This window comes from Coleofasciculus sp. B1-GNL1-01 (genome assembly GCF_040220235.1).
Taxonomy (GTDB): Bacteria; Cyanobacteriota; Cyanobacteriia; order Cyanobacteriales; family Coleofasciculaceae; genus Coleofasciculus.
This window is the reverse complement of the sequence record NZ_JAVJTO010000097.1, coordinates 1-26,837: the sequence shown is the minus strand read 5'-3', so window position 1 is coordinate 26,837 and position 26,837 is coordinate 1. Positions and strand designations below refer to the sequence as shown.

The 26,837-nt window shown below is 44.3% G+C and carries 12 protein-coding genes and 2 pseudogenes; 11 read left to right on the top strand and 3 right to left on the bottom strand.

The features are described 5' to 3' along the window. Window positions 1-436: 436 nt before the first annotated feature. Window positions 437-1,117, bottom strand: coding sequence for a response regulator transcription factor (locus tag RID53_RS24095; RefSeq protein ID WP_446390513.1), 681 nt, complete (start codon window positions 1,115-1,117; stop codon window positions 437-439). 262 nt (window positions 1,118-1,379) lie between these two features. Between RID53_RS24095 and RID53_RS24090 the strand changes: the two genes are divergently transcribed. Further along, entirely contained in the window at window positions 1,380-3,971 is a 2,592-nt protein-coding gene (locus RID53_RS24090) for a sensor histidine kinase (protein WP_446390512.1), read from the top strand. A 27-nt stretch (window positions 3,972-3,998) separates the two neighbouring features. Next, complete coding sequence (locus tag RID53_RS24085) at window positions 3,999-5,018, top strand: histone deacetylase (protein ID WP_446390511.1); 1,020 nt, start codon at window positions 3,999-4,001, stop codon at window positions 5,016-5,018. A 93-nt stretch (window positions 5,019-5,111) separates the two neighbouring features. Here RID53_RS24085 and RID53_RS24080 read toward each other — a convergent pair whose 3' ends face one another. Continuing rightward, the gene (locus RID53_RS24080; RefSeq protein ID WP_446390510.1) at window positions 5,112-13,331 is read right to left on the bottom strand and encodes a CHAT domain-containing protein; all 8,220 of its coding nucleotides are present in this window, start codon (window positions 13,329-13,331) and stop codon (window positions 5,112-5,114) included. Between the two features lie 641 nt (window positions 13,332-13,972). On the opposite strand from RID53_RS24080, the gene RID53_RS24075 reads away from it, so the two are divergent. From RID53_RS24075 to RID53_RS24035, 9 genes and pseudogenes are all read left to right on the top strand, one after another. Beyond that, on the top strand, window positions 13,973-14,722 hold the full coding sequence (locus RID53_RS24075; protein ID WP_446390509.1) for an ABC transporter ATP-binding protein: 750 nt from the start codon (window positions 13,973-13,975) through the stop codon (window positions 14,720-14,722). A 460-nt stretch (window positions 14,723-15,182) separates the two neighbouring features. Beyond that, on the top strand, window positions 15,183-16,865 hold the full coding sequence (gene metG, locus RID53_RS24070; protein ID WP_446390525.1) for a methionine--tRNA ligase: 1,683 nt from the start codon (window positions 15,183-15,185) through the stop codon (window positions 16,863-16,865). A gap of 122 nt (window positions 16,866-16,987) precedes the next feature. Next, window positions 16,988-17,218 (top strand): annotated as a pseudogene (locus RID53_RS24065) (TrpB-like pyridoxal phosphate-dependent enzyme); the annotation flags it as partial. Between the two features lie 9 nt (window positions 17,219-17,227). Then, on the top strand, window positions 17,228-18,157 hold the full coding sequence (locus RID53_RS24060) for a hypothetical protein (RefSeq protein ID WP_446390508.1): 930 nt from the start codon (window positions 17,228-17,230) through the stop codon (window positions 18,155-18,157). Then, on the top strand, window positions 18,150-19,562 hold the full coding sequence (locus RID53_RS24055; protein ID WP_446390507.1) for a CHAT domain-containing protein: 1,413 nt from the start codon (window positions 18,150-18,152) through the stop codon (window positions 19,560-19,562). The genes RID53_RS24060 and RID53_RS24055 overlap by 8 nt, the downstream gene beginning before the upstream one ends. Window positions 19,563-20,168: 606 nt before the next feature. Next, complete coding sequence (locus RID53_RS24050; protein WP_446390506.1) at window positions 20,169-21,647, top strand: VMAP-C domain-containing protein; 1,479 nt, start codon at window positions 20,169-20,171, stop codon at window positions 21,645-21,647. A 154-nt stretch (window positions 21,648-21,801) separates the two neighbouring features. Then, window positions 21,802-22,956 (top strand): AAA family ATPase, encoded by a 1,155-nt coding sequence (locus RID53_RS24045; RefSeq protein WP_446390505.1) that lies wholly within the window; start codon window positions 21,802-21,804, stop codon window positions 22,954-22,956. A gap of 51 nt (window positions 22,957-23,007) precedes the next feature. Next, window positions 23,008-23,223, top strand: a complete 216-nt coding sequence (locus RID53_RS24040; protein ID WP_446390504.1) for a hypothetical protein — start codon at window positions 23,008-23,010, stop codon at window positions 23,221-23,223. Window positions 23,224-23,307: 84 nt separating this feature from the next. Continuing rightward, window positions 23,308-26,397 (top strand): SAV_2336 N-terminal domain-related protein, encoded by a 3,090-nt coding sequence (locus RID53_RS24035; RefSeq protein ID WP_446390503.1) that lies wholly within the window; start codon window positions 23,308-23,310, stop codon window positions 26,395-26,397. A gap of 45 nt (window positions 26,398-26,442) precedes the next feature. On the opposite strand, the pseudogene RID53_RS24030 reads toward RID53_RS24035, so the two are convergent. Next, window positions 26,443-26,571 (bottom strand): annotated as a pseudogene (locus tag RID53_RS24030) (four helix bundle protein); the annotation flags it as partial. Window positions 26,572-26,837: the final 266 nt, after the last annotated feature.

Sequence of the window (26,837 nt, the reverse complement as noted above, 5' to 3'; positions counted from 1 at the left end):
GGGCTTTTCCTCAATTCGATTTCTCTACTATAGCCGCATTTCTAGATTTGCATAGATATTTTTGTTAAATTTGGGCAGCGAAATCGCAATGCGCTGCTTGCATGAATAGGCAGTTCCCCCTGTAAAAAATAACGAAATGCTTAGTTGGTGAGGTATAGAGCCATTTTTTAAACCCCTGGCGAATGGGTACATTTGTGAAAAAGACTCCTAGAACGGATAGTGACCGCGATCGCTCTTTTTTCTCAACGTCGTCTGATTGCGGTTTACTGGCAAGTTCCAACAGGGCTACGGGTTGAAATAATTATCGCGATCGCGTAAATTAACTATGCGATCTAACTAATCGGTTTGGATATAGCGGTTTGCGACTGGGTAGAGTACAGCTAAAATTTATGATACTGGGTCATCTGGGCGTAAAGTGTATTCACCTGAGTTGCAGTTATTCAGAAACAGATTTGAGACGATAACCTAAACCGTGTACCGTTTCAATTAAATCATCTGGAGCGCCTACTGCTCGAAGTTTGGAGCGCAGGCTTTTAATATGCACCTTAATCGTATCTTCTTTGGGAGGATTATCGATAGACCAAACATGCTCAATAATGGCACTCCGACTCATAATTTGCCGCCCATTACGAATCAGCAATTCTAAAAGACTATATTCTTTGGGAGTCAAGCGTAAAGTTTGATCGCCGTAGCAGACTTCATAAGTCCCTGGATCTAAACGCAATTGTCCCCACTCTAAAATAGGGGGAGAAACCGTTTGCCCTCGTCGCAGTAGCGCTCGAATTCTCGCCAGTAACTCTGGAATATCCAGAGGCTTAACCATATAGTCATCAGCGCCTGCGTCCAAACTGATAACTTTATCCGTACTGGTATCGCGAGCCGTGATCATCAATACTGGCATCTGATAACCATGGGAACGTAAGCGTTGGCACAAATGAATCCCATCCAATTTTGGCAACATCATATCGAGCAAAATTAGGTCGTAATCGAGGGTATTCACTTGCACCCAAGCCGCCTCTCCATCGAAAACCGTATCAACGGCATACCGTTGTATCGCCAGGGCTTCAGCCAAAGCTTCAGCCAAATAAATATCATCTTCGACTAGAAGAATTCTCACCTATAGAAATACTATTTTCTTTTATGAATTTATCACGAGGTCGCCTCAAAATAAACTGGCTCAAGAGAACAGAGAGGGAATGACCTGGACATCAATTGGCTTAACGGAGTTAAGAATTGTAAAAAATATCAAGCGTTTGCCCCTGTTCTATGTAAAGGATTCCCTGTTCCCTGGAAGGATTTTAGGTATCCTAATCTAAATGGGGAACCGCTTATTTGAAGCTGTGATGCACTAGCTGCTGTTATTTCGGAGGAGAACTCAAATGCCAAAATCTATCGGTATCAAAGTTATTATCGGTGGTTATTGTCTGGCATTACTTATTTTTATAGGGGCTAGTGTCATGTCCTATAGCCACCTAACTCAACTGATGGAAGCTTCCCGATGGATGGACTATAGTGACAAGTTACAGGATTCTCTGCAAGATTTATTGTCTCAGCTCAACAGCGCCTCTGCGATCGCTCAACACCAGCCGTGGCTTTTGAAGCAGATCCCAGCGCAAGCACAACTGTTGTTACAAGAACAGTTAAGGGCTATAGTTACTCAGATCCAGAGAACCCAATTGAGTCTAATTCTGGGGGATAGTCTCAGCATCGCCATACTTATGGTGTTGGGCGGGTTGATCCTGAAGCAGCATTCTAGATTCAAAGCCGAGTTAGAGTTAAGTCGCGATCGCCCAACGTCCCAAACAACCTTAGAGCAAATGGCGCAACGAGAGCAACTCATCCTCAGTAGCGCTCAACGTATCCGCCAAACCCTAGATCTGGACACCATTCTCGAAACCACAGTAACCGAAGTCCGAGAATTTCTTGGCGTTGATCGAGTCTTAGTCTATCGGATTTGGTCTGATGGTACAGGAAGTACTGTAGCGGAATCGGTTAATCCGGGTATCACCCCAATTCTGGGACAAACGTTTCCGGCGGAAGTGTTTCCCGAACAGATGCATCAATTGTACTGTCAAGGACGGATTCGCACCGTAGTCAATCCAGAAACCGATGGAGTAACGCCCTGCTTAGTGGAATTCCTCCAGCAGTTAGGTGTCAAATCTAAACTCGTCGTACCCATTCTGCAACAAGAAAAGCTTTGGGGACTACTGATTGCTCATCACTGTTCTCAACCCAGACAATGGCAATCCTTAGAAATTGACTTACTGTATCAATTAGCCATCCAAGTTACCATCGCCATTCATCAAGCCCAACTCTATCAACAGCTTCAGACGGAATTAATTGAACGTCAATCCATTGAAGACCAACTGCGTCAAGCCCGTGATCAACTAGAAATCAGAGTTCAAGAACGGACGGCTGAACTGATGCAGATGAACGCAGATCTACAGACGCAAATTCATGAACGTCAGGAAGCAGAAGCCGCCTTAAGAATTAGCGAAGAACGATTTCGCGTAGCCTTGCATAACTCACCCATCACAGTATTTAATCAAGACAGAAATCTACGCTACACCTGGGTCTATAATCCGGCAAGTCGGATTAATACTGACTTACTCATCGGTAAACTAGAATCGGAAATGTTTACTCCAGAAAATGCCAAAAAGCTCATTCCGATTAAACATCGCGTTTTGACTACAGGAGTCGGTGAGCGCAAAGAAGTATCGATTATTGTAGATGGCAAGGTTCGCTACTATGATTTAACCGTAGAACCGTTACGAAACCACGCCAAAGACGTTATTGGCATTACCTGTGCCGCCACCAATATTACTGAAATTCGGATTCGGGAACAAGAACTGCGGGAAAGTGAACGGTTTATTCAACGCATTGCTCATGCGATGCCAACTGCTTTATATCTGTATGATCTAGTTGAAAAGCGAAATATTTACAGCAATCAACAAATCACTCAACTTATCGGCTACTCCCCAGAAGAAATCCAAGCCATGGCACCGACATTTCCGCAAAATCTGGTTCATCCCGATGATCAAGTCAAACTGATTACTACTATTCAACGATTGACCACAGCCAAAGAAGGAGAAATTATTGAGGCAGAGTATCGCATTCAACATAAATCCGGGGAATGGCGTTGGCTGTATAGTCGCGAGATGGTGTTCACTCGCACGGCTGATGGTTTACCCCAACAGATTCTCGGTACTGCCCAAGATATTACCGAACACAAGCAAGCAGAATTAATCCGTTTGGCACTTGCACAAGAGCAGGAACTCAGACAACTCCAGCTTAATTTCTTTTCTATGGCATCTCATGAATTTCGCACGCCATTGAGTACCATTTTAGCTAGTGTTCAATTACTGAAATATTACTATTCAGAAGAATTAAATAATAAAATTATTCGTAATATTGATCGCATCGAAAAAACGGCTAAAACAATGACACAGCTTTTGGGCGACATTTTAACAATTAGCCGAGCAGAAACTGGCAAATTAGAGTTTACTCCTCACCCCATCGATTTAGAAAAATTTTGCTGCCAGTTAGTTGAAGAGATGCAATTAAATGCTGGATCGGATTATTTGATTAACTTACTGAGTCAAAATGAATCTACTATTGTTTGCTTAGACGAGAAGTTATTACGTTCTATTTTAATCAACTTACTGTCTAATGCCATTAAATATTCTCCGGTAGGGGGTCAAATAGATTTAATCGTAACCTGTAGTCAATCTACAGTGACGTTTCAAGTCAAAGACCAAGGGATTGGGATTCCTGTAGAGGATCAGAAAAAATTGTTTAGTATATTTCATCGCGGTACGAATATTGGCAATATTCCCGGAACCGGATTAGGATTAGCTGTGGTCAAGAAATGCCTAGACATACAAGGGGGTACGATTTCAGTTAATAGTGAAGTAGGAGTAGGTACAACGATGACAATCATGATACCCTTGCATGACCAAAGTGCAGTATAACTTTTGAATAAGCCTTGATTTAGGGAAATGAATGATTTTGCCACCTATCTACACCCACAAACATTCTGTACGTCTAAGCCAATTCAGTCAATTTCCTTTATGGGGCATTCTTTTCCCTACTACAACCAAGTTCGACAAGCTCTTGCCAAAGCTCTTGCTGAATATCCTACACTTCCCTTAAGAAAAGCCCAGCGGCGCAATTTCCAGAGCGTTCATACTCCTGAGTATCTACGAAAACTTGGATTAAAAGCTCTTGAAAAGCCACTCGATGAGGTGAGTGCTGCCCTACCTAAATTGAGTATTGAGTGCGAAGGCTTGGAGTATGGTTTACCCGGATATCTCTATGGTTTAGGAGGCATGATGGAAGCAATTGATCAGATTAAAAAAGGAAACCTGAAACGTACCTATTGTTTCAGTATGGTCGGACATCATGCTTACAGTAATTTGGGACACGGTTATTGCCTTTTAAATCCTCTGGCTGCGGCAGCACGATACGCTCAGGTGCAAGGATTTGAGAAAGTTTTGATGATTGATTGGGATATTCATCATGGGGATGGTACTCAGTCAATTTTTAGCGATGATTCCAGCATTTATTGCATTAGCATTCACAGTGCTGTAGACCTTTATATGGCTAAAGCATCAGACTTAAACTATGGGACAACTACGGCGGCTGAAGCTGTTGGACACTGTAATATTCCTATCCTAAATACATCGTTTCCCGTTGAAGTTTTAGAGGAATTGGGACTAACGGGTAAGTTTTACAATGGACATGAAAGCATCGACATTTTCCAGCACTCTCTAGATTGCCTTCCATGGAAACCGGACTTGATTACTATTTTTTCGGGTTATGACTCACATCGGGATGATTGTGGTAAATGTTCAACAGGTTGGACGAATGCTGATTTCTGCAAACTCACTGAAATTGTATTAGATGCTGCTAGGAAATATAGGTGTCCAGTACTTTCTTCTCATGGAGGTGGCTACAGATTACCTGTCACCGTTGCAGCGGCTGTTGCTCATGTCAAGACTTTAGCAACATATACGTAGCCGGAAAACATTAAAATAAGTTGGGTTACTCTCCGAGAAGGCTTCGCCTACGTTCCTCAACCCAACCTACTTGTGTTGACTACAAATTACTCCTTACCAAGGACTTCCAATCATAGTAAATGCTGCCCAATAATAGGGATGTGAGAGAGACTGATCCCCTTGACCTTGTAATGTTGACGGTAAAGGAACAGGTTGTCCACTTCCCCGTAATTGTCCTCCTTCTAAGCGCACCTCACCATTCAGCATCGCTAACTGTGCTTGTCGTAAAGCTTCAGATTTAATTGGAGCGGTTTGTAACTTCCGATAAAACTCGGTCATCAATCCAGAAGTGCCTTCATCACTGACATACCACAAACTTGACAGCGCTGACTTAGCACCTGCTTGCACCGCTAATCCAGCAAACCCTAACTCCGCGTTTTCATCACCCACGGCTGTACGACAAGCCGACAGGATTAACAATTCAATTGGGGTGCGACGCTCATTCCAGCCTAATTCTCGCAGTTGGTTTAAACGCAGTAAATCATTCCACAAGAGAATATAGGAATTTTCTAAAGGACCCGGTTTGAATTCACCGTGGGTAGCTAAATGTACAATTGTGGCATCTTGGCTTTGGGATTTGAGCGTTTCTAGGGTAACTTTTTCATTCAGGAAAGTTTCTCCATCGCGAATACTTTCAATGGTTTGAAGCTCTAGGGGTACAGCAGGTAAAGGACTCAGATTCAGCTCTTTCGCCAGACTACTGGATTCAGCCACTCCCATCGCTAAAACGGGAGCATTTTGAATATTGTTATAGCTGGTGTCGGTAATACTGAGACTAGGCATTAACCCCACACTGTATTTTTCCACTAAAAAGTTTTGACCATCATGGAGAGCTGCCACAGGTAAGGAACGCAAACCACTATCCATAATGAACACCAGATTCTGAATGCCTTGCGCCTCTAACTCAGCTTCTAAGGGAGCGATTAACCATTCATACAGTTGTTGAGCGGGTTCTAAATAACTGGTCGTTCTCCGTTTAATGGGATTAGTGATTTCACGGCGTAATTTTGTCGCCGTTTGCACAATCGTTTCTTGGGTTACATCAGGGAGACTAACAATCTTTTTATCCTCAGCCGAAACCATTCTCAGTTCCAGGCGTCCGCCAACAAATGTGGTATACATAAATGCTGGTTTTACTCCCGTTTGTTTCTCAATTTGCGCCAGTATTTTAGGTGCATCAGCCGGATTGTTAACACTGGGTTTTGGTCCTAAATATCCCGAAAAGGCATCAGTGAGAACGCTGTCAAGCGTAGAAATTTCCAGGTCAGCATCAGCTACTTGACTAGTCATTGAAAGGTTAGGATAGAGACTTGTTAATGGCAGATTGTTTTGAGAGGGTATCCGAGAAATAATTTCAATGTTTTCTTGTCGAACAGGACGAGTGAAAGATTGAACGGGTAAGATTGTTCCGGTAAATCCATTGCCGTTTGTAATGGCACCTATTGTGCCATTTTGGGTCGCATTTCCAACCTCAAAGGGATCAAAGGCAGTACCACCACCATGTCGAATCACGATTGGATCACCACCTGTGGCAAGACTAGCTTGTAAGCCAGTTTGAGAAACGAATGTACCTGTTGCTCGAAAGTAACCATCCGTGGTGATGTTAATAGTAATTTCAGTTCCTTCTGTTTCTGTTGGACTCAATGAGATGGCTGCTGGATTTCTCGGCAAACCTTGAGCATTGATAAACGTCAGATCAATACCCGGAGCGTCTCTGAGGAATTCAGGTTGACCGTTATTGAGCGTGATTAAACCCGCGAAACCCCCAGTAGAACTGGAGTTAACCTCTGCAAGTGTAATTTGACCCAGGGTGGAAGCATCGATAGAACCTCCACCCAATGGACCCGATGAGTTTAAATTCTGTGTTGTAATATCTCCGGTTTCGCTGGTGAGCGCGATCGCTTTCCCTTTACCTGTTTCTGAAGATGTATCAATGTTACCCGTTGTAATATTATTTGAGGTTGTAACAGTTACTGTGTTTTCTTCTGTCTCTCCCTCTTCTGTCTCTCCTTTGGCGGTTAAATCACCACTTTGTATAGCTCCTGATTGACTGGTAAAGGTAATTGCGCCATTGGTTGAAGAGACATTGGCTGTAGTAATTCCGTCATTTGCCTGGAGGTTGACGCTTTCTCCTTCTATGTTTCCTGTGGTAATGTTACCCAAGTTAACGGTGAGGTTGACATCACCCTGAGTGGCGGTGAGTGTTCCTTGACTCGTATCAATTGAACCTGTTTGGCTATTGAGTGTGATGTCTTCCTCCGTAGCGGTGACACTAGCCGTGTTGATATCATTATTTGCCAGAATGTTCACCGTTGGCGCTTCCACATTCGCTGTCGTCACGCTGCCATCTAAAGCGGTTAAATCCACCACCCCTTCGGTTACTTCAATATCCCCTGTCGTCATATCACCCTGGTTAGCGGTGAGGTTGACATCACCCTGAGTGGCGGTAAGTGTGCCAAGACTTGTATCAATGGAACCTGTTTGGCTATTGAGGGTAATATTTTCCTCTGTGGCGGTGACACTAGCCGTGTTGATATCATTATTCGCTTGAATGTTAACTGTTGGCGCTTCTACATTCGCTGTCGTCACACTTCCCTGGGTGGCGGTTAGATTCACTTCTCCTTCGGTTACTTCAATATCCGCCGTCGTCATATCACCCTGGTTAGCGGTGAGGTTGACATCACCCTGAGTGGCGGTAAGTGTGCCAAGACTTGTATCAATGGAACCTGTTTGGCTATTGAGGGTAATATTTTCCTCTGTGGCGGTGACACTGGCGGTACTAATGTTCTCGGTTGCCTCTAGGTTGACTATTTCTGCCTCAAGGTTAGCATTGCTAAAGTCTATACTATCCGCCAAGATACTAATGCCTTTTGGAGCATCTTCTGGAAGTGTTTCTGGTGCAACAGTGGTAATTGCAAACGGTAAACTGGCGTCACCGTCTAAAACGGCTTTCACCTCTCCAGCACTTTCAATCGTCAGCGAACCCAAATCTGTTGTTTGCAATCCATTGTCAAAGTTTTGAGCGCCGACAGCACCACCAAACGTAACTGTTCCAGAGCCAGTGTTGATGTTCAAGTTAAACGGTGACGTAGAGGATTGATCGGGTATATTTTCCGTGGAGCTAGATACAGTAGCACCGAAGATGACATTACCTCCTGTAGCTCCTGGTGATTCTTCTGGAAATGTATCGAATGTGGTATCCGTAACCAGAATTACATCACCGGTAAATTCAATCGGACCCCCTCGGGTTTTGATAATACCCGCGACTCGGCTCTGTTTAGCATTAACAAATAAACTGTTAAAAATAGTCGTCGAAGTGCCGACAATATCCGCATTGATTGTGGTATTGTCACCAATCCGTAACTGTTTCAATGGAACATCCTGACCGATTTCCCCTTCAAAAGAAACATTACCTGTACCCGGTGCAACGGTAAGACTTTGCTTCTCATCCGTTTCTCCGTCAACATCACCCGTAAAGGTAATGTCACCGGCTCCCGCATCCGTTTTAACTTCCACCAGATCAGAATGTAGATGTACATTTTGACCGATAATAATATTCTGTCCATCTGTGGTGATTTCGACTTGAGGATTATTTGGGTTTCCTAGATAGACATCTGCACCATCAATTGTGATGGAAGCCTCATCGGTTCCGGTTAGATTGCCATCCACATTAATTATGCCGCCCTGAACTGGAGATTGAATCGTCACCGGATCTCGGAAACTGACACCCCCAGAGTCCATAACTATTGTGCCACTACCAGTATCCTTACCAATTGTGATCTGGCTAAAGCCGTCGGCTATCGCTGCCAAGTCTGTATCACTGATATCTAAAAGCCCTTGTCCACTAGCGGGTGAGCCTATATCAATCGACGCATTATCGGTTGTTGGTTTCAGGGAAATGGTTCCCTGATTCGGGGTACTAACTGAGTTTAATCCGCCATTAAAGTCAATTTCATCTGCGGTTAGGTTAATATCTTTTGTTACTGTAACCCGATTATTAAAGGTTACAGATGCCCCATTATTAACCGTCAAATCCTTTAAGGGTGTGCTATTACCTACAGCACCGTTAAACACTACTGTGCTATTCTCTGCCTCTACCGTTAACGATTGACTGTTTGCGGTTTTCCCATCCACAGGGCTGTTGAAATTAATCTCACCCTCTTTATTGGTAATGACAATATCTTCACCTACAGTGACTGGACTGTTGAGGTTTATCGTAGTATCGGCATCAGATGTGGTGATGTCGCCATTGAGTGTGATTCCGCTATTACCCTGGATAGCGAGATTGTTGATGTCGTTGCCATTGCCGATCGCATCTACTGTAACACTACCTGTACCTGCATCCAGAGTTAAGTCAGTAGCTGGATTAGTCCCCTGAATCGTACCGGTGTTAAACGCGATCGCACCATCGTTAGAGGTAAAGTTAGTTGTATTGTTGAGATTAAATGCTGTTCCTGCGGTGTAGTTCTGGTTCTGAGCGTTATAAGTTGTTCCTGTAAAATTAATAGCTTCTGTCGCATTGAGCGTTGCTGTGTCGGTAACACCTTCGCTTATACCCCCAATATTAGATAAGGTAATATCCCTTGCATTTAAGTTTAAGTTGCTTAGGGCTGTAGTGCCACCAATTGCTTGACCTACAGTGATCGCACCACTTCCAGCATTCAATGTCAGATTACGGGCACCATTAATCGATTGATTGATAGTAATATTGCCGTCATTATTGGCATTATCCGTATTAATAGTCGCGTTTGTCCCTAAAGTCACGGTTCCTGTTAGGGTAACGTTGTTGTTATCTACATCTGACGTTTCAATCGTATCATTTAGAGTAATCCCGTTATTGCCAGTTAAGTTAACAGAGCCAGCATTGATTACTCCAGTCGTCGATAGATTTGCTGCTGTAACTGTCAGTCCACCAGAAACTGAAGCCGAATTTAGATTAAGGGTATTGATGTCGTTGAGAGTTACATTATTACCCCGATTAACAACAACATTACTCAAGTCGTTATTGGTATTGTCAAGGGTGATATTGTTGCTATTTCCTGTTGCCAGAGTCGCTGTGCCGTTAACGGTTAGTGTATCAGTGGAGGAGTTTTGACTAATCCCACCTCCTTGACTATTTACATTTAGATCTCCATTAACAATGGTAGTTCCCAGAACAATATTTCCATTGCTGCTACTCAGAGTCAAGTTTTGTAGCGTAGAGTTAGAATTACTGAAACTAATGTCATTGGTGTCATTCAACGTCACATCGCGTGCGTTGTTGATAACTACTTCATTGAAGTCGTTGTTGGTATTGTTGAGATTAATATCCTGATTATTTCCTGCTGTCAGGGTAGCTGTACCATCAACTCTTAAAGAACCACTTGACGGCGACTGATTAATTGCAGCATTGCTAGTTAGGTTCAAGTTGCCGAAAATTGTAGCTGCTTTTATTTGAATATCATCGGCATTATTTAACTCTACATTTCTGGCTGTGGTGATAGCGACTTCATTAAATTGGTTGCTGGCATTATTAAGGATAATATCATTGCTATTTCCTGTTTGCAGAGTCACTGTACCATCAACTTTTATGCCAGTGTTTTGGGTAATGTTTCCTGTTGTCGCCGTAACGTTTAGATTATTAGGTAGGTTAACATTTCCATCAAAAACAGGATTAGCACCTTGCACTGTCAGGTTAAACGTTTCATTGTTAAGGTCAACAGCGTTAATAGTCACATCTCCGGTAACACTATTACTACCAATTGTGACTGTACCATTTGATTCTATGTTGGTTAAATCAGCAGAAGTCAGGTTAAAATTGCCAGAAGCACTATCACCAATACCAATCGTTGAGGTGGAGTCAGTTGGCACAAATGTGGCATTCCCAGCAGCAACTGTATCGTTGATATTCACATCAGTAGCGGTGACATTGAGAGTGCCGCCAACATCAGAAGTTCCCAGGTTCACCTGTTGATTACTGGTGATACTGGCGTTACCACCCGTGCCGTTGGTGTTGAGACTAATTGCCTCTGTTGCATTTAAACTATTCAGGGTAATCGTGCTATTGGCTTGGTTAGTCCTCAAGCTACTTGTACCGCCAACGGTGACGGTTCCACTTTGATTAATGTTACCTGCCGTCGCCGTGACATTCAGATTTCCACCCACGTTTGAGGTGTTGAGGTTTACTCCTTGAGCATTAGTAATTGTGGCGTTACCACCCGTGCCGTTGGTGTTGAGACTAATTGCCTCTGTTGCATTTAAATTATTCAGGGTAATCGTGCTATTGGCTTGGTTAGTCGTTAAGCTACTTGTACCGTCAACACGAAGCGGTCCACTCCCTGCTCCTTGGCTTATGTTACCTTGGGCAGTTACATCAAGGTTGCCCGTAATAGTAGAAGTGTTTAGCACAATATTATCTGCATCAGAGAGAAAGACATTATTAGCGTTGTCAACTGATACAAACAAGAAGTTATTGCCCGGATTATCCAAGTTGATATCACTTGCACCGGCGTTTAACGTGGTGGCTCCTCCGATATTCAACGTTGTGCCAGGAGCTTGCGTAATCCCACCCGTAGCATTAATTTCGATGTTACCGATTCCGGTTGAAACATTCTGATTCAATTCAACAGTGCCACCTGCATTCAAAATCGGGGAAAGGAAATCAGAATTAGCCGCATCGGGGGCGCTATCAAATATCTTCCCATCGATGATGATATTGTTTGCCGCATTCAAGACTAAGGTTCTCTTTCCCCTGCCGTTAAAATTTAAATCTGTAGCTAGAGTGATATTTCCCTCTTGGTCACCTCCTGTCCCTGTAGATATAGTGACATTACCGCTACTTAAGCCAGCCAAGAGGGTGTCAATATTGACTACTGAGTCACTAGCCGCCGCCGTAAAATTCAAATCAGGTGCGGTGCCACCAAGGGGAATGGTATTAGTCCCATCACTAATCGTGATATTGTAAGGGTCAATTAACCAGGTTCCCCCATCCCCAGCAGGTGCTGTGATATCGGGAGCAAAAGGAACATCTAAAAAGCCAGCACTACTGGTTTCGACAAAACCGCCATTACCCCAATTTGCCCCACCCCGAGCGCTAATATCCCCATAGGTACGAGTGGTCTGATCTGACCAAGCAATGATTCGCCCCCCTTTGCCTTCATCTAAAGCATCGGCGTTAATCCTTGTGTCTTCACTAATCAAAGTGACATCAGCATTGGGAATCGCTTCAAGTCCTTTTTCACCGCCGCCAATTCGTACAGTACCCCCACCATGACTTCCTGATGCGTCTAGATTGGCGGCAATTAGACCAACTTTATTGCCAATGACATTAATTTCACCTCCGGTTGAGGATGAGGGCGAGGGTGTACCGACGTTAGAAACATTAATTTCACCCGAAACAATAGCAACTCCTGTCTCTTGTGGTAAGGTTACTCCAGTATCTGCTAGTTGTACATCGCCAGATTCGTTAACCTCGACTCCTGTATCAACCTCTTCCCCTGAACCGGTTAATAATTCAGCTAAATCCCCAGGCTGAACTGGCAACAAGTCCCCCTCTGGAGTTCTAGGTGGTTCAACTTCCAGAGACAATAACCCCCCAGGTCGAGAAATTTTGACTAAATTGGAACCGGGAACGGCTGCAACGGTAATGCTTCCCCCAGGTGCGGTTAGATTCCCGGTGTTAACGACATTCCCAGCCAGTAGGGTTAGATTTTTTCCCTCTGATACCGCTAAATCCCCTGCATTAACGATACTTCCAGCTTCCGGTACATCAAAAGCAAATTGGTTGGGTGTCCCGACTAAGTTCTGATAATCATTCTCGCCAATGGCATTAAACCAAAGGTTATCGCCAAAACCAATAGCGTCGGCGGTGGTGACGGCAAAGTCACCAGGGACATTGAGTTGAGAAGAAGGACCCAAAATAATCCCAGCCGGATTCATTATATATAAGTTAGGATTGCCGCCTGTTACCTGAATTAACCCGTTAATCACAGAAGCGTCACCACCCACGACGCGACTGAGGATATTGTTTAAATCTGGATTGGCTAAAAAGTTGGCGACTTCTTCGGGATTTAAGCCAAACTGCTGGAAACTGTGGAAGAGGTTTTTGCCATCAGCAGACAGACTCCCACCGGAAATGTCGATGCGGTTTCCATCTGGTGTGACTATTGTCCCTGTACCATCGGCTGCTGGGGTAATCGGTTGCGCCAGAACTAGGACTTCAGAGGAGGTACCAAGGCTGAAAACCCAAAGCCAAAATCCGGTAACAGCGGCGGTTAAAAGATGTACTCTGTTCATGGCTGATTCATTAACCCAGCAGAGGTTGGGTTTCAAAGGGACGTTTAATAATGCTTGAGCATTCCAGATCTATATATTGGATCTAACACATCTACCAAGCTGCGATCGCACTCACTCTTTTTAGGCTAATAATCCCACCCTACTGACATGACACAAAAATAGATTGGGTTCTCTGGACGCAAGGATGGTGCCCTCACGAGGTCTTCCCGTTGGGTGTTACACCACTCACTACAGTCTGGCATGGGGCAATTCCCTTGGCTAGGCAACCTAACTCACAATACTCACAATACACATTGATGGCATGATCACTGACTTTAATCAGATTCAACCCGCTCGTCAAGTCTAATTGAAAAAGATTAATAATTCTCAAATTAGTCAAGCAGTGATGTAACTTTATATTTAGTAATGAATAGTAATCGTTAATTGAGTTCGTTCTGAAGGGGCTTTCAAAAGCGGATTGGGTATCAATCCCCCTTTTCAAGCCACACCCTGACAGTCTCACAAGTATCACCCGCCAACGAATTTGATCCGTCAGGATTCGCTATCATCCAGATCATGGCTCTTTATCTGAAGAGAGTTTAACTTGGGCTATTTATGTTATATTTCTTTACAGATAGACCCGGACTGTCGCTTATATCAATGTGGTTGTGTCTATAAAAAGCCGAAACCAGCTTGATCGGCGCTCAAGCGATCGCAAACCGAAGCAATGGGACACCATCATTGCTGAAAGCGTAACGATGGAATATAAATCCGGCAATCAGCGCTATCAAGTTCTCAAAGGGATTGACTGGCAAATTCAGCGCGGTAATATTCAAATCCTCATGGGACCATCAGGTTCGGGGAAAACGACGTTCCTCTCTATTCTGGCGGGACTACTGACCCCTTCATTGGGCAAGGTCTACCTACTGGGAGAAGAGATCACCAAAATGTCCAGCGCCAAGCTAGCCCGCTTTCGGCGAAACAATATTGGCTTTATTTTCCAGCATTTTAACCTGTTTCCGGCGCTAACGGCAGCCGAGAATATAGAAGTTGTGCTGAATATTAAAGGGATTCGCGGGACGAAGGCGCGATATCAAGCCCAGGAGTTGCTCGAACACGTTGGATTAGAGATGCACGCCAACCAACGCCCTGCTAACTTGTCGGGGGGACAGAAGCAACGAGTCGCGATCGCACGTTCCTTAGCCGGTCATCCTAAAATTATCATGGCAGATGAACCCACGGCAGCACTCGACTCAACCAGTGGACATCGGGTGATTGAATTATTGCGGCGGTTGGCAAAGGAGGAAGGGTGTACAGTACTGATGGTGACTCATGACCCTCGTATCCTGGATGTCGCTGACCGAGTAACCTATCTCGAAGATGGGATTGTGAAGACATCTGGCATAACTTGACGCACAATAGTCTTAAGGTGAATGGCACGCTCTAGTTAGCCCTGAACTAAAGTTCTGGCTTAAAGCTTAAACCCGTTTAAACGGGTTCAATGACTGATTGAGTTAATCTCCAGTCAGCCCTGAACTAAAGTACTCGAAGAGAAGCCGCTACTCTTCGAGAACGCTTCGCGAATGCGTCTACGGGCTTAAAGCTTAAACCCATTAAAACGGGTTCAATGACTGACCGAGTAAGCTCGATTTTATCTCCTAGCGTCCATGTTAGCGACATTTCACTTAAGGAGCGTGACATTAAATCACTCCTAGTTCGTAGTGGCGCTGTCTTCGCCCTAAACGCTCACATCGCTGACTACAACCCTTGAAACAGGTTAGTCCATTTTAATGGACTTAAGCGTTTAGCCAAGAACTTGACTTCTTGGCTGATGCTAACGCTGTACCCTTTGGCACATCCTACGTAAAATTTATGCAGTATCTGATTACAAGTGCGTTGCCCTATATCAATGGGATTAAACACCTGGGAAATTTAGTCGGTTCCATGCTTCCGGCTGATGTCTATAGCCGTTTCCTGCGACAGGAAGGCGAATCGGTTCTGTTTATATGTGCCACAGATGAACATGGTACACCAGCGGAATTAGCCGCATTAGAAGCCGGATTAGATGTCGCCACCTATTGTCAAAAACAACACGAACGGCAAGCCGAAATCTATCGCGGGTTTGGACTGTCTTTCGACTATTTTGGTCGCACATCCTCGCCAGATCACCATGAGTTAACCCAGTATTTCTATCAACGCCTCGATGAAAATGGCTTCATGGAGGAACGGGAAATTCGTCAGGTTTACTCTCATGAAGATAATCGTTTCTTACCCGACCGATATATTGTTGGCACTTGTCCCCATTGCGGATACGATCGCGCTAGAGGCGATCAGTGTGAAAATTGTACCTCAGTATTAGATCCCACGGATTTGATTGAACCTCGTTCGGCGGTTTCCGGGAGTACAAATCTAGAAGTCCGCACCACTAAACATTTATTCTTGAAGCTGACTACCCTGAGTGACGAAGTACGTGCCTGGGTGGATAATCAGCAAGAATGGACAACTCTGACTAAATCCATTGCCCTAAAATGGTTAAATGAAGGATTACAAGACCGTTGTATTACCCGTGATTTAAATTGGGGTGTGCCTGTACCCCGTCCGGGATTTGAGGGTAAAGTCTTTTATGTCTGGTTTGATGCGCCCATTGGCTATATTTCTGCTACGAAAGGGTGGGCAAATCAACAATCTGAACCGGATGATTGGAAGCCGTGGTGGTATGATAGCCAAGATATTCGCCATGTTCAATTCATGGCAAAAGATAATTTGCCTTTCCATACAATTATGTGGCCCGCGATGATTCTGGGAACGCGGGAACCTTGGACAATGGCGGATGATATTAAGGGCTTCAATTGGCTAACCTATTATGGTGGGAAATTCTCCACCAGTTCTAAACGTGGCATCTTTTCGGATCAAGCCTTAGAGATTGTACCTGCTGATTACTGGCGCTATGCGTTAATTGCCATGGCACCGGAATCGGCTGATTCAGCGTTTACCTGGGAGTTATTTCAAATTAAGATAAATAAGGATTTGGCAGACAATTTGGGTAACTTTGTCAACCGAATACTCAAATTTGCCAATAGTCGATTTAAAGGAGTGATTCCAGAAGGAGGAACGCCGGGAGAAGCAGAACAACGGTTGCAGGAAAGTTGTGAAAGTTTGATAGCGAAACTGAGTAATTGCCTGCAAAACTTGGAGTTTCGCAAAGCCGCCGAAACCTTATGTGCGCTGTGGACAGTGGGGAATCAGTATATCGACGAACGCGCACCCTGGGCGCTGTTTAAGCAAAATAAAGAAGAAGCGGCGTTGGTGATTCGCACCTGTATTAATCTGATTCGGTTGTATGCGATCGCGTCGAGTCCATTTATTCCGTTTACGGCGGAGAAAATCTTCGATGCGTTGCAGTTATCAGACACAGAGAGAAAGCAAAGGTTAACTCAGGCGGTGGATTTTAATGCCTTGGCAGCGGGTCGTTCTTTTGATGTTCCGCCTCCTCTATTTCGCAAGTTAGAGGATACAGAAATAGCCGAATTGCGCCAACAATTTGGAGGCGAATAATTCAGGGTGAGACGTGTAATCGCACGTCTGGGATATGGGGAAGCCGAGACACTCGTATCAATCTCCTTCCCCAGTTCTACCTGCCTTGAATGGCTAGAAACGAGCAGATATAGCGGTACTAAGAGGGGATTTTACCTGCACCGGAAGCCAATCACGCGGTTAAAGGGGCAATTGATGAAGCCTTACGTTGTAAGGAAGAAGGGATTAGTCGCACGATTTTATTTAATTTATGTGGTCATGGTCATTTTGATATGCAATCCTATATTGATTATCACGCGGGACGATTGCAGGATAGCGAGTATAGTGAAGCAGAAATTGCTATGGCGTTAGCGGGGTTACCTGTTGTTTCTTAGGAAGTACTGATGATGAATCGAAACCTAACACCACCGAATCTTGAGGAAGCGGAACAACTATTCAATGATTTACTTGAGGAGGTAAGTTCAAAAGAGGCGAACTTAGCCGGAGGAGAGGCGCAAGATGGGGCGCGAGGCAAAACCGCGATTCAACGCCTTAAAGAAACCCGTGTAACCTTTGGTGATCCGCGCAGTCGCTTAATCCCACTGACTGCACAGGGGTTTGCAGCCCAAGGGATTGAATTAGATTACGAAGTTCGGCAATTAATGCATCAGTTTGACTTCTATTCAATGGTTATTAGCGTTGACCCTCGCCCCCAACCTAGTGTGGAGATTTCTGGGTTGGAATGTCATCTTAGCTTTGGTTCTCAAGGAAATCAAGCGCCGATTGTGCATCGGATTATTCCTGGGGCAAAATGGCAGCCGATTCTCAATATTGGCGTGGAGATGAATCTGGGTTTAGATGCTAATCTGGATGTCAGCGCTGGGGTGAATGCGGCTGAACTTGCTAAGGTTGAACGCCTTCCCGATTATAATCGGCTGAAAGCGAATGTGGAGAGTAAAGATAATCTGAAATTATTTACGGTTTTGGATGGGTTGACTTATCAACTGGGGAAGTTTGATATTATTGCCCAAGGGGATGATAATTCGGAATGTTACTGGCGGATTGAGAAGCCGAAACTTCAGGATCAGGCGACGGTAAAGTTTGGGATTATTTTTAAGGTTCCTAAAGGTTGGGACTCGATTGAGTTAACTGGGCAGGTTTGGATTGAACCGGAGATGGATTGGCTGAATGGGGAATTAAGTCATGTAATCAAAGCCCTTCCTGGTCATTTAAAAGATGTATTTGGCAGTAAGGCGAGGGCGGCTAAACAGTTTGCGGTGGGTCAAAAAGAAGCCTGGATTGGTGAGAACAAGATTATACTGCCTCATGGATAAAGCTGAGTCTATTTATCAGATTTGTGTCCCGAATGAAACGTCGGTTAGGGTGAAATTATGGAGTCCAGAGTTTCAAGTTCTGAATGAAGCGACGGGAAGGTTGCGGCTGGATAGGATAAATCAGCGTGTTCAAGATTGTCTTACTGATTCGTCTCGGTTAACGGGGGAGTCAATTCAACGAGTTGGTGAGGCGTTATTTGAGGCGTTATTTGATACTCAACTCCGGGATAATTTTTGGCAAATCTATCAAGAGATTGTTCTACAAAAGGAGAAACAATTACAGGTTAGTCTAGAGATTAATGAAACGGCAATGCCGGAATTAATGGCGTATCCCTGGGAGTTGTTGCGTTTTCCCCAACGGTATCAACTGGGAGAAATTCTATTGGCGACTGATCCGAATTTGAGTTTGGTTCGGAGTCGGTATAACGTCATAAGAGAAGATAAACCAGTGATTCAGGTAGGGGCAAATGAATCTCTAAAAATCGCTTTAGTTGTGGCTAGACCGACTGCCGATCCTCAGTTGAGTCAGGTTGACTATCAGGAGGTTCAAGGTTATTTAACTGGGCTTGCTAATCAACCGGACAAGATTCAACTTTTACCCGCGATTAATCCAGCGACATCGCGAAAAGTTGCTGAACAATTAAGTAATGGCAAACCGGATATCTTTCACTTTATTGGTCATGGTCAATTAATTTCAGAACATGGCAAGGATGTTGGGCAAGTAGCATTGGTGCGAGATTCGGGGGAACCGGATTGGAAAACGGCTGATTTTTTTAGTCGATTATTTACTCAGCATCGTCCTAAAATTGTTATTTTACAAGCTTGTGAAACGGGAAAATCATCAGAGACGGATGGGTTTAGTAGCGTGGCGTCTCGTCTGATGCTGCAAGGGATTCCTGTGGTTATCGCGATGCAGTATCAAGTGTCTAATCAGACGGTTAGTAGTTTTGTCAAGGATTTTTATGGGGAAATTGTCAAGGGGAAGTCTGTGAATGCTGCTGTACAGCAGGCGCGGTTTAATATTGCTCTGGATAATGGTTATGAACAGCTAGATTTTGCGATTCCGGTGATTTATATGAATGCGGCGGTTGGGTTTTTGTGGGAAAACAAGGGGTTAGGAGAGGGTGAACAAAAGAGTGTGGTTTTAGTTAAGTTGACGGATGAACTGAGGAAGAGGTTGCGGGATGAAATTGAAACGGTGTTGAGTGAAGATCAGGTTAAAAGTATTTTCCTGGAAAATGAAGGGACGTTTGGCAGGAATTTTTATAATCAGATTCCTGGCGGTGATTATCGAACGCGAGTGATTCGCTTAATTCGAGAGTTGGAGAATCGAGGTTATCTGTCAGCATTTATCGCTGTTGTTAGAGAAGAGTATCAGGATTTTTCACGGGATTTTCTCGGTTAAATTGGGTGCAGGTAAGCTGTCATGGGTGTTAAATTAAGTAATAACCCCCTCTCCCCCAACCCCTCTCCCACCAGGGGAGAGGGGAGAAAGAAACTCCTATAATTGGAGCAAGAAGCCCCTATAATTGGAGGAATAAAATTCTATAATTGGAGGAATAATCCCCTATAATTGGAGAAAGAAGCCCCTACAATGTAGGGTGCGTTAGCGCCGCGTAACGCACCTTTGTTAATATATCTGACTTTTCACGGCATATAATGATTTTGACCGAACGTCTTTGCTAGTCAGGTATGGTATGTAAAGGTGTAGGGGCGGGTTTCACTATTATCTCTTCGGTTGCACCCAGATGCGACTAAACTCGCCCCGATACGCAGGTTTTTTGATTTCTCATGAAAAGTTAGAAGCCTCTATAATGTAGGGTGCGTTAGCGCTGCGTAACGCACCTTTGTTAATATATGAGGTAATGCTGCTTAAAGTTGTAGGTTGGGTTTCGACTTCGCTCAACCCAACGGGATCTAGGGATAAGGTTCCCTTACTACGAGCGCTCTTTGTTAATATATAAGGTAATGCTGCCTAGTTTCGATTGAGAGTGATGTTGATATCTTGAATATGAGTCTAACTGATCAGCAAAAGCAAAAACTTCGCCAAGATATTGAAGGTGTACTGAGTGAAGATCAGGTGAAAAGTATTTTCCTGGAAAATGAAGGGACTTTTGGCAAGAATTTTTACAATCAACTTCCAGGTGATGACTACCGAACTAGGCTGATTTACGCCATTAAAGAATTAGAGAACAGAGGGGTTTTCCAAGATTTTGTTAGACAAGTTGGTCAAGAGTATCCCATAGTTAAAGCGAATTTCACTATTTATGAGCAACTGTCAGCCCTCATTTTTATTCTTCAAGACATGACTCGTGGGAAGAAAGTTGAGCAATTTTTTGACGTTCATACGGTGGAAGAGTTAGAGGGAAATTTGTTAGGGATAATTGAAGGCGATCGCCTATTTTTCAATTGTCTTAATAATCCAGAAGATATGGCTTTATCTACTACCTGTCCTAGCTTAACCGATTTTGTCGAATCCTCTGTGATTAATCTGTTAACTTACCCAAATATCCCGCCTGATCTAAAAGATAAGTTAAAACGGTGGATTCAGTATAACTATCCAACCCTTGATTCTCCAACTGAACAGCCATCCAATTCTATTCTCCACAGCTATCTATTAATCTTGGTTTATCCGCTGCTGGGTAAAACCCGAACCAAGAAGAAAACCTTTAACATCCAAGCTGAGTTTATCGAGGATTTCCCTAACACCCAAAATCAACCCATTGATTTAAATCCAGAGGACATGAAAACTGAGGGATATTTCGAGAAAGAGATTCCTGATGTGATTTATAAGTTTATTCAACAAGTTAAAGACAACTACTTACACGCAAAAGTTTTACAGAATCAGCCATACAATTTGAAGATTGAATTATTTCTGCCCACCGAACTCCTCAGTAAGCGATTTGAATTCAAGCCTCCTCAAGTTTGGAAGAAAGATGATATCGCCCTCTGTGAGAAATATTCGGTGATGTTACGCTCGTTAAATCGATTGTTAAAACCCGATTGGCAGAATGCTTGTCTGATTAAATGGCAAAAAATGACACAACTCAACCCCAAGGATATCTGTGATTTTGCTCAGGATCGAAACTTGTCCAGTTTATTATCCAGTGCTTTAAAAAAGAAACAATTGGCATTAGAACTAGAACGATTTATCATTGTTAAACTGTGTTGTGACTTACCTCCTCGTAAAACTCAGGTATTTTTTGAGCTTTTATTAGCAAAGGGAATTCCGTTGTGTTTCTGGTTGAAAAATCAAGACCTTTGTCAGTCTGCTATAGACCGCTTGAATACATTAACTACAGCCGACTCTTTCTCTGATTTAGAGACGTTATCGGACAGAATCCTAGACATTCGTAAGCAAGACTTGGCACAACCGAATCGAGAGACACTTTTGGGGTATAATTTATCCGTTCTCTGCGATAATACTGAGCGCAAGCCAGTTAATTTACCCAAGTTTAATCAATTGGCAAGCTATAGCGCTACGCGCTAGGGAATAGGGAATGGGGAATGGGCAATAGTGAAGACAAAAGCTTACCTAAAAAGCGATTGACCCTTCGACTTCGCTCAGGGTCAAGCGATTTTAGTTTTTCTTTTATGTCCTAACCTTAATGCGTAGTGCTATAAATAGATCACAGGAGGGTAGTGTGACATCAACAACGCATCCGAATGATTGGTATTTTTTTTATGGCGATGGACAAGAACATGGCTTTAAAATTGCCAATTTGCCACCGCCTCCTCCCTGGCGGCGATTTCGAGAAATTGACGATTCAGCCGAACTTAAAGATATCGAACAACGTTGGCAAGCGGTGCAACAATTAGCAGATGCTGAGGAAAATAAACAAGGGAAAGAAAAAGGTAGAAAATTTAGGCTGCATTCCCCTAAACCAGAGGATGAATCGATTGATAATGAAGGGGAAGATGAGACAAGTAAACCGCCGAGGGTGAATGTAGCAGATGCGGTGAATGCGGCGTTGTATTTACGGCGTCCCCTCTTGGTAACCGGAAATCCGGGTTCGGGAAAAACCTCTTTAGCTTATGCTATTGCCCATGAACTTAAATTGGGACCCGTCTTAACTTGGCTGATTACCACCCGTTCTACCTTACAAGATGGACTCTATCGGTATGACGCGATCGCACGACTCCAAGATTCCCAGCTTAACAAAGGTAAATCGCCGGATATTGGTCAGTATATTACCTTGGGTCCGGTGGGAACCGCTTTTTTACCCTCTCAGTATCCCAGAGTGTTATTGATTGATGAAATTGATAAAAGTGACATTAACTTACCCAACGAACTGTTGCACCTATTTGAAGAAGGAAACTATGAGATTCCGGAATTAGTCCGTTGGGCGGATAAGTCGCCAACTCAGACGGACAATAGTAACTCTAAACCTGTACAAGTGCGAACTGAAGATGCGGGAATTAAAGCCTCGATTCGGCGGGGGAGAGTCCATTGTTCAAGCTTTCCGATTATTATTATGACCAGTAACGCTGAACGAGAGTTTCCCCCGGCTTTTGTGCGTCGCTGTCTGCGGGTGAGAATGCCTGATCCGGATACAGCCGCTTTAAAAACGATTATTGCGGCTCATTTCCAAGAGGAAACGGATGAGGCGAATTGGGAAAGGGTGAAACAGACAACTGAGTCATTGATTAAAGCGTTTTTGGACAAGGATGAACAGGATCGGGCGACGGATCAATTGCTTAATACGATTTATATTAGAAATAATTTGAGTCCGGAAGCGTTTACGGAGGAGTTACAGGAATTGTTGTTGAATAGTTTGTCAGCGATTGATGAATTGTGATACTCATTGGTCATTGGTCATTGGTCATTTGGATCAAGATTGTAGGTTGGGTTGACGACAGGAAACCCAACAGGATATAGGGCTAAATTTCCCTTACTACAAGCCCTTGATGAGTCAGTGTTTTTCTTCACTATTGCCCATTGCCTATTGCCCATTGCCTATTGCCTATTACCTATTGCCCATTGCCTATTGCCCATTGCCTATTACCTATTGCCCATTGCCTATTGCCCATTGCCCATTGCCTATTGCCCATTGCCCATTGCCTAGCGCGTAGCGCTATATGTAATGGTGCGTTACGCTTCGCTAACGCACCCTACAATTTTGTTATTGCCTGTTGCTTTCTAATGAATGATGTCCCAGAAATTTGACCGATTAATCGCCCTATTAGAACAGGATTTAAACCTCACCGGGACAGAAATTGCCGAAATTCTCTGGCTGGCGGCACAACGCCGGAATTCCGCTTCAACTCAACCTCCAACTCCGGCTTCTACCCACGAACCCACCTCAGCCGAACCGCCTATTGTCGATTCAACCGTATCCTCTACACCATCATCCACCACAATACCCGAATCCTCTCTTCCGACTATCCCCTCCCGAAACCAACCTGCTGTAGGAGTCTACGCCAAAACCACTTCTCGTCACGATTCCTTAGAGATTGCCCTTCCTGATGTCGCGGCTATTCCTCACCCCCTAAAACTGGCACGGGCATTTAGCCCTTTGATGCAGCGTATTTCCTCTAGGGAAACCACGATTTTAGATGAAGTCGCCACGGTGGAATCGACTGCCGAATTAAATGGTATTGTAAGTCCTGTTCTCAAGCCCTTTCAAGAACTGAGATTCGATTTAGAGTTGGTGATTGATCAAAGCGACTCGATGATTTTCTGGCGACAGACAACTCAGGAATTCCAACAACTCTGTAAGCACTATGGCATTTTTCGTCATGTCCGCACCTGGGGAATGGTAACCGATGAACAGGGAGAGATTCGCCTGAACAAAGGAATCGGTAAATATGCGTTGTCTCACCGTCTCTACCGTCCCCAAATGCTCATTGATCCCAGTGGTCATCGGTTAATTTTAGTGGTTAGTGATTGCGTTGGCGAGAAGTGGCGCAATGGTAAAGCCGTCTCAATTCTAGACACCTGGGGAAAACAGAATGTTGTCGCTATTGTCCAGATGTTACCCACTCGGATGTGGTGGCGAACGGGATTGAGTGGGGGGACAATGGTACAACTCGATAGTCGGTGTCAAGCGGCTGTGGCGAATCGAAATCTGGCAATTACGGAACTTGTATTTGGCGAGGATTTTGAGGGGGAACAGGGCGTTAAAGTGCCTGTATTGAGTTTAGAACCTGACCTGGCTCAAACCTGGAGTGAAATGGTGGTGGGGAAGGGAACGGTTGGGGCGACTGGATTTGTGTTTCCGCTAGCATCTGAGCAGAATTCAACGCCTTCTCAACCGCAGGAGAGAGGTTTCCCAGAACGGTATTATGACTTCCGCTTATCTTCCTCCCCCATGGCGCGAGAGTTGGCGAGTTTGCTGGCGGCTGCACCTGTGGTGAATTTACCGATTGTGCGCTTAATTCGACGCACGCTACTGCGGGAACTTCAACCGGTTCATGTTGCGGAAGTGTTTCTGGGGGGACTCTTACACCCCCAAGGTTTAATTACGCCAGAGACGAACCCGGATGAGATTCAGTATCGGTTTATTGGGGATGCATCAAGGGATGAGTCGGAGACAATCCGCAGTCTGTTTCTGAAGGATTCTCCCACAGCGAAGTCTGTGCAGATTGTTACGGTGATTTCTGGCTATTTTGCCCAACGACTGGGTAAAAATCTCAAGCAGTTTTATGGATTGTTGAAGCAGCCAGACGCTTTAAAACAGGTGCAAAGGGAAACGGTTAAGGAGTTTGAGCCAGAGCATTTTGCTGAGATTACTACCCATATTTTGAAACAATTGGGGGGAGCTTATGTGCGTTTAGCCGAGGAAATTGAAGCGGGATGGCAAGGTGAATCGGTGGAGGCGACGCCGAGAGTCACCCAACAACAGTCACAGTCGTCTTCTGCTGGGTTTCCATCACTGGATACTAGCGAACTTGAAGTATTCTCCTTTGAAACAGTTTTTGTTAACCGCAAGGGTGAGATTAGTAGACGGGAAACTCGCACGGCGCGATATTTTAGGGAAAAACTTCCTTTAACATGGGATGAATGTCTAAAACTATTCGCTGATGATTGGGATGAATGTCTAAAACGAGTCGCTGATGCTCATAATCTGTTTGAAGAAGATGAGCGACAAGCTTTCCTGGTTCGGTTTAATGCGCGAAATTTGCCACGTTCTGATAGTCAGGTAGCGCAGGATTTGAATATTAGTGAAGTGACGCTGCAACGGCGACTGGGAAAGGGAGTGTACACTCATTTAGTCACCAGTTGTCCTCAGCTTAATACTGATAAAAAGGGTAAATTTAAGATTGTCAGAGATTGGTTAAAAAAGGGGTATGTTCTCTATCAAACAATTACTCTAGATATGGTCGCCATCCCTGGCGGCACGTTTCTGATGGGTTCGCCAGCAGGAGAAGGAAGTGACGAGGAACACCCCCAACACGAAGTCACCGTTCCATCCTTCTTTATGAGCAAAACGCCGATTACTCAGGCACAATGGCGTATAATCTCGTCTCGTACAGATTTGAAGGTAAACCGTGACCTTGACCCTGAGCCTGCTCGTTTCAAGGATGATCCTGATCCCCAAACCTTACCCAACTACGTGTCTAGTGAGACAGTTCCCACCCGATGGGATAGACCCGTTGAGACAGTCTCCTGGTATGATGCAGTAGAATTTTGCGCCCGACTCTCCCAACTCACTGGACGGGAATATAGACTGCCTTCTGAAGCCGAATGGGAATATGCTTGTCGAGCCATTCTCCCTGACTCTTCATCTATCCGTGAATCAAGCCAAAATACCACCTATCCTGCCTTTCACTTTGGCGAAACCCTAACGGATCAATTAGCTAATTACAGAGCCAGTTCTACCTATGCTGATGAACCTAAAGGACTATACCGAGAACAAACCACACCTGTGGGCAGTTTTCCTCCCAACGCCTTTGGTTTGTACGATATGCATGGGAATGTCTGGGAATGGTGTTTAGATGACTGGCACGACAACTATGAAGGTGCGCCAACCAATGGCAGCGCATGGCTAGATAAAAAAGATTCTCAACAAGAGACAAGCAAGGTAAATGCAGATGAAAAATTAAGGGGTTCAGGTGATTTTACCCTTGAAAACACTGATGATAATAATTATCAATTATACAAGGTTCTGCGCGGCGGTTCCTGGGGCATCATCCCGAATCTCTGCCGTGTGGCGTACCGCAACGACGGCATCCCCGGCATCCTCCACAACCTCCTCAACGGGTTTCGGGTAGTGTGCGTTTCCGGCAGGACTTTGTGAGAAGGCAGGGGGCAGAGGGCAGAAGGTAGAGGGTGGGAAGGAAAATCAAGACTTTAACTTTTGAATAGTAGAGACTAAAATTCCCTGCATTCTATCCACTTCTTCTAAAACAGGATCAAAGAATTCAGGCGCAGCTAATTTTACCTCTTTGGCGATAATTAACTGCGTGTCTAGCAGAAAGATAAGGTGTAGGGTATTTCAGGATAAAATTGGGATGATAGAGAGCGTTTGAGCGAGAGGTGGGGACAGGGCGGGTTTTGTAGAAAAGTTATGAGTGGGTCGGTTGAGTTTGTCCCTAAACCCGCCCCTACATTAGATTTTTCTCTCAATATCCGATAGATAGATTAACCGGAAATCAGACCGGAAAACCTATTTGATTTCAAAGCGCGATCGCACCCAAAAGGTGTAGGGGCTTTCTTTAGGAATTAAATGAACTAACC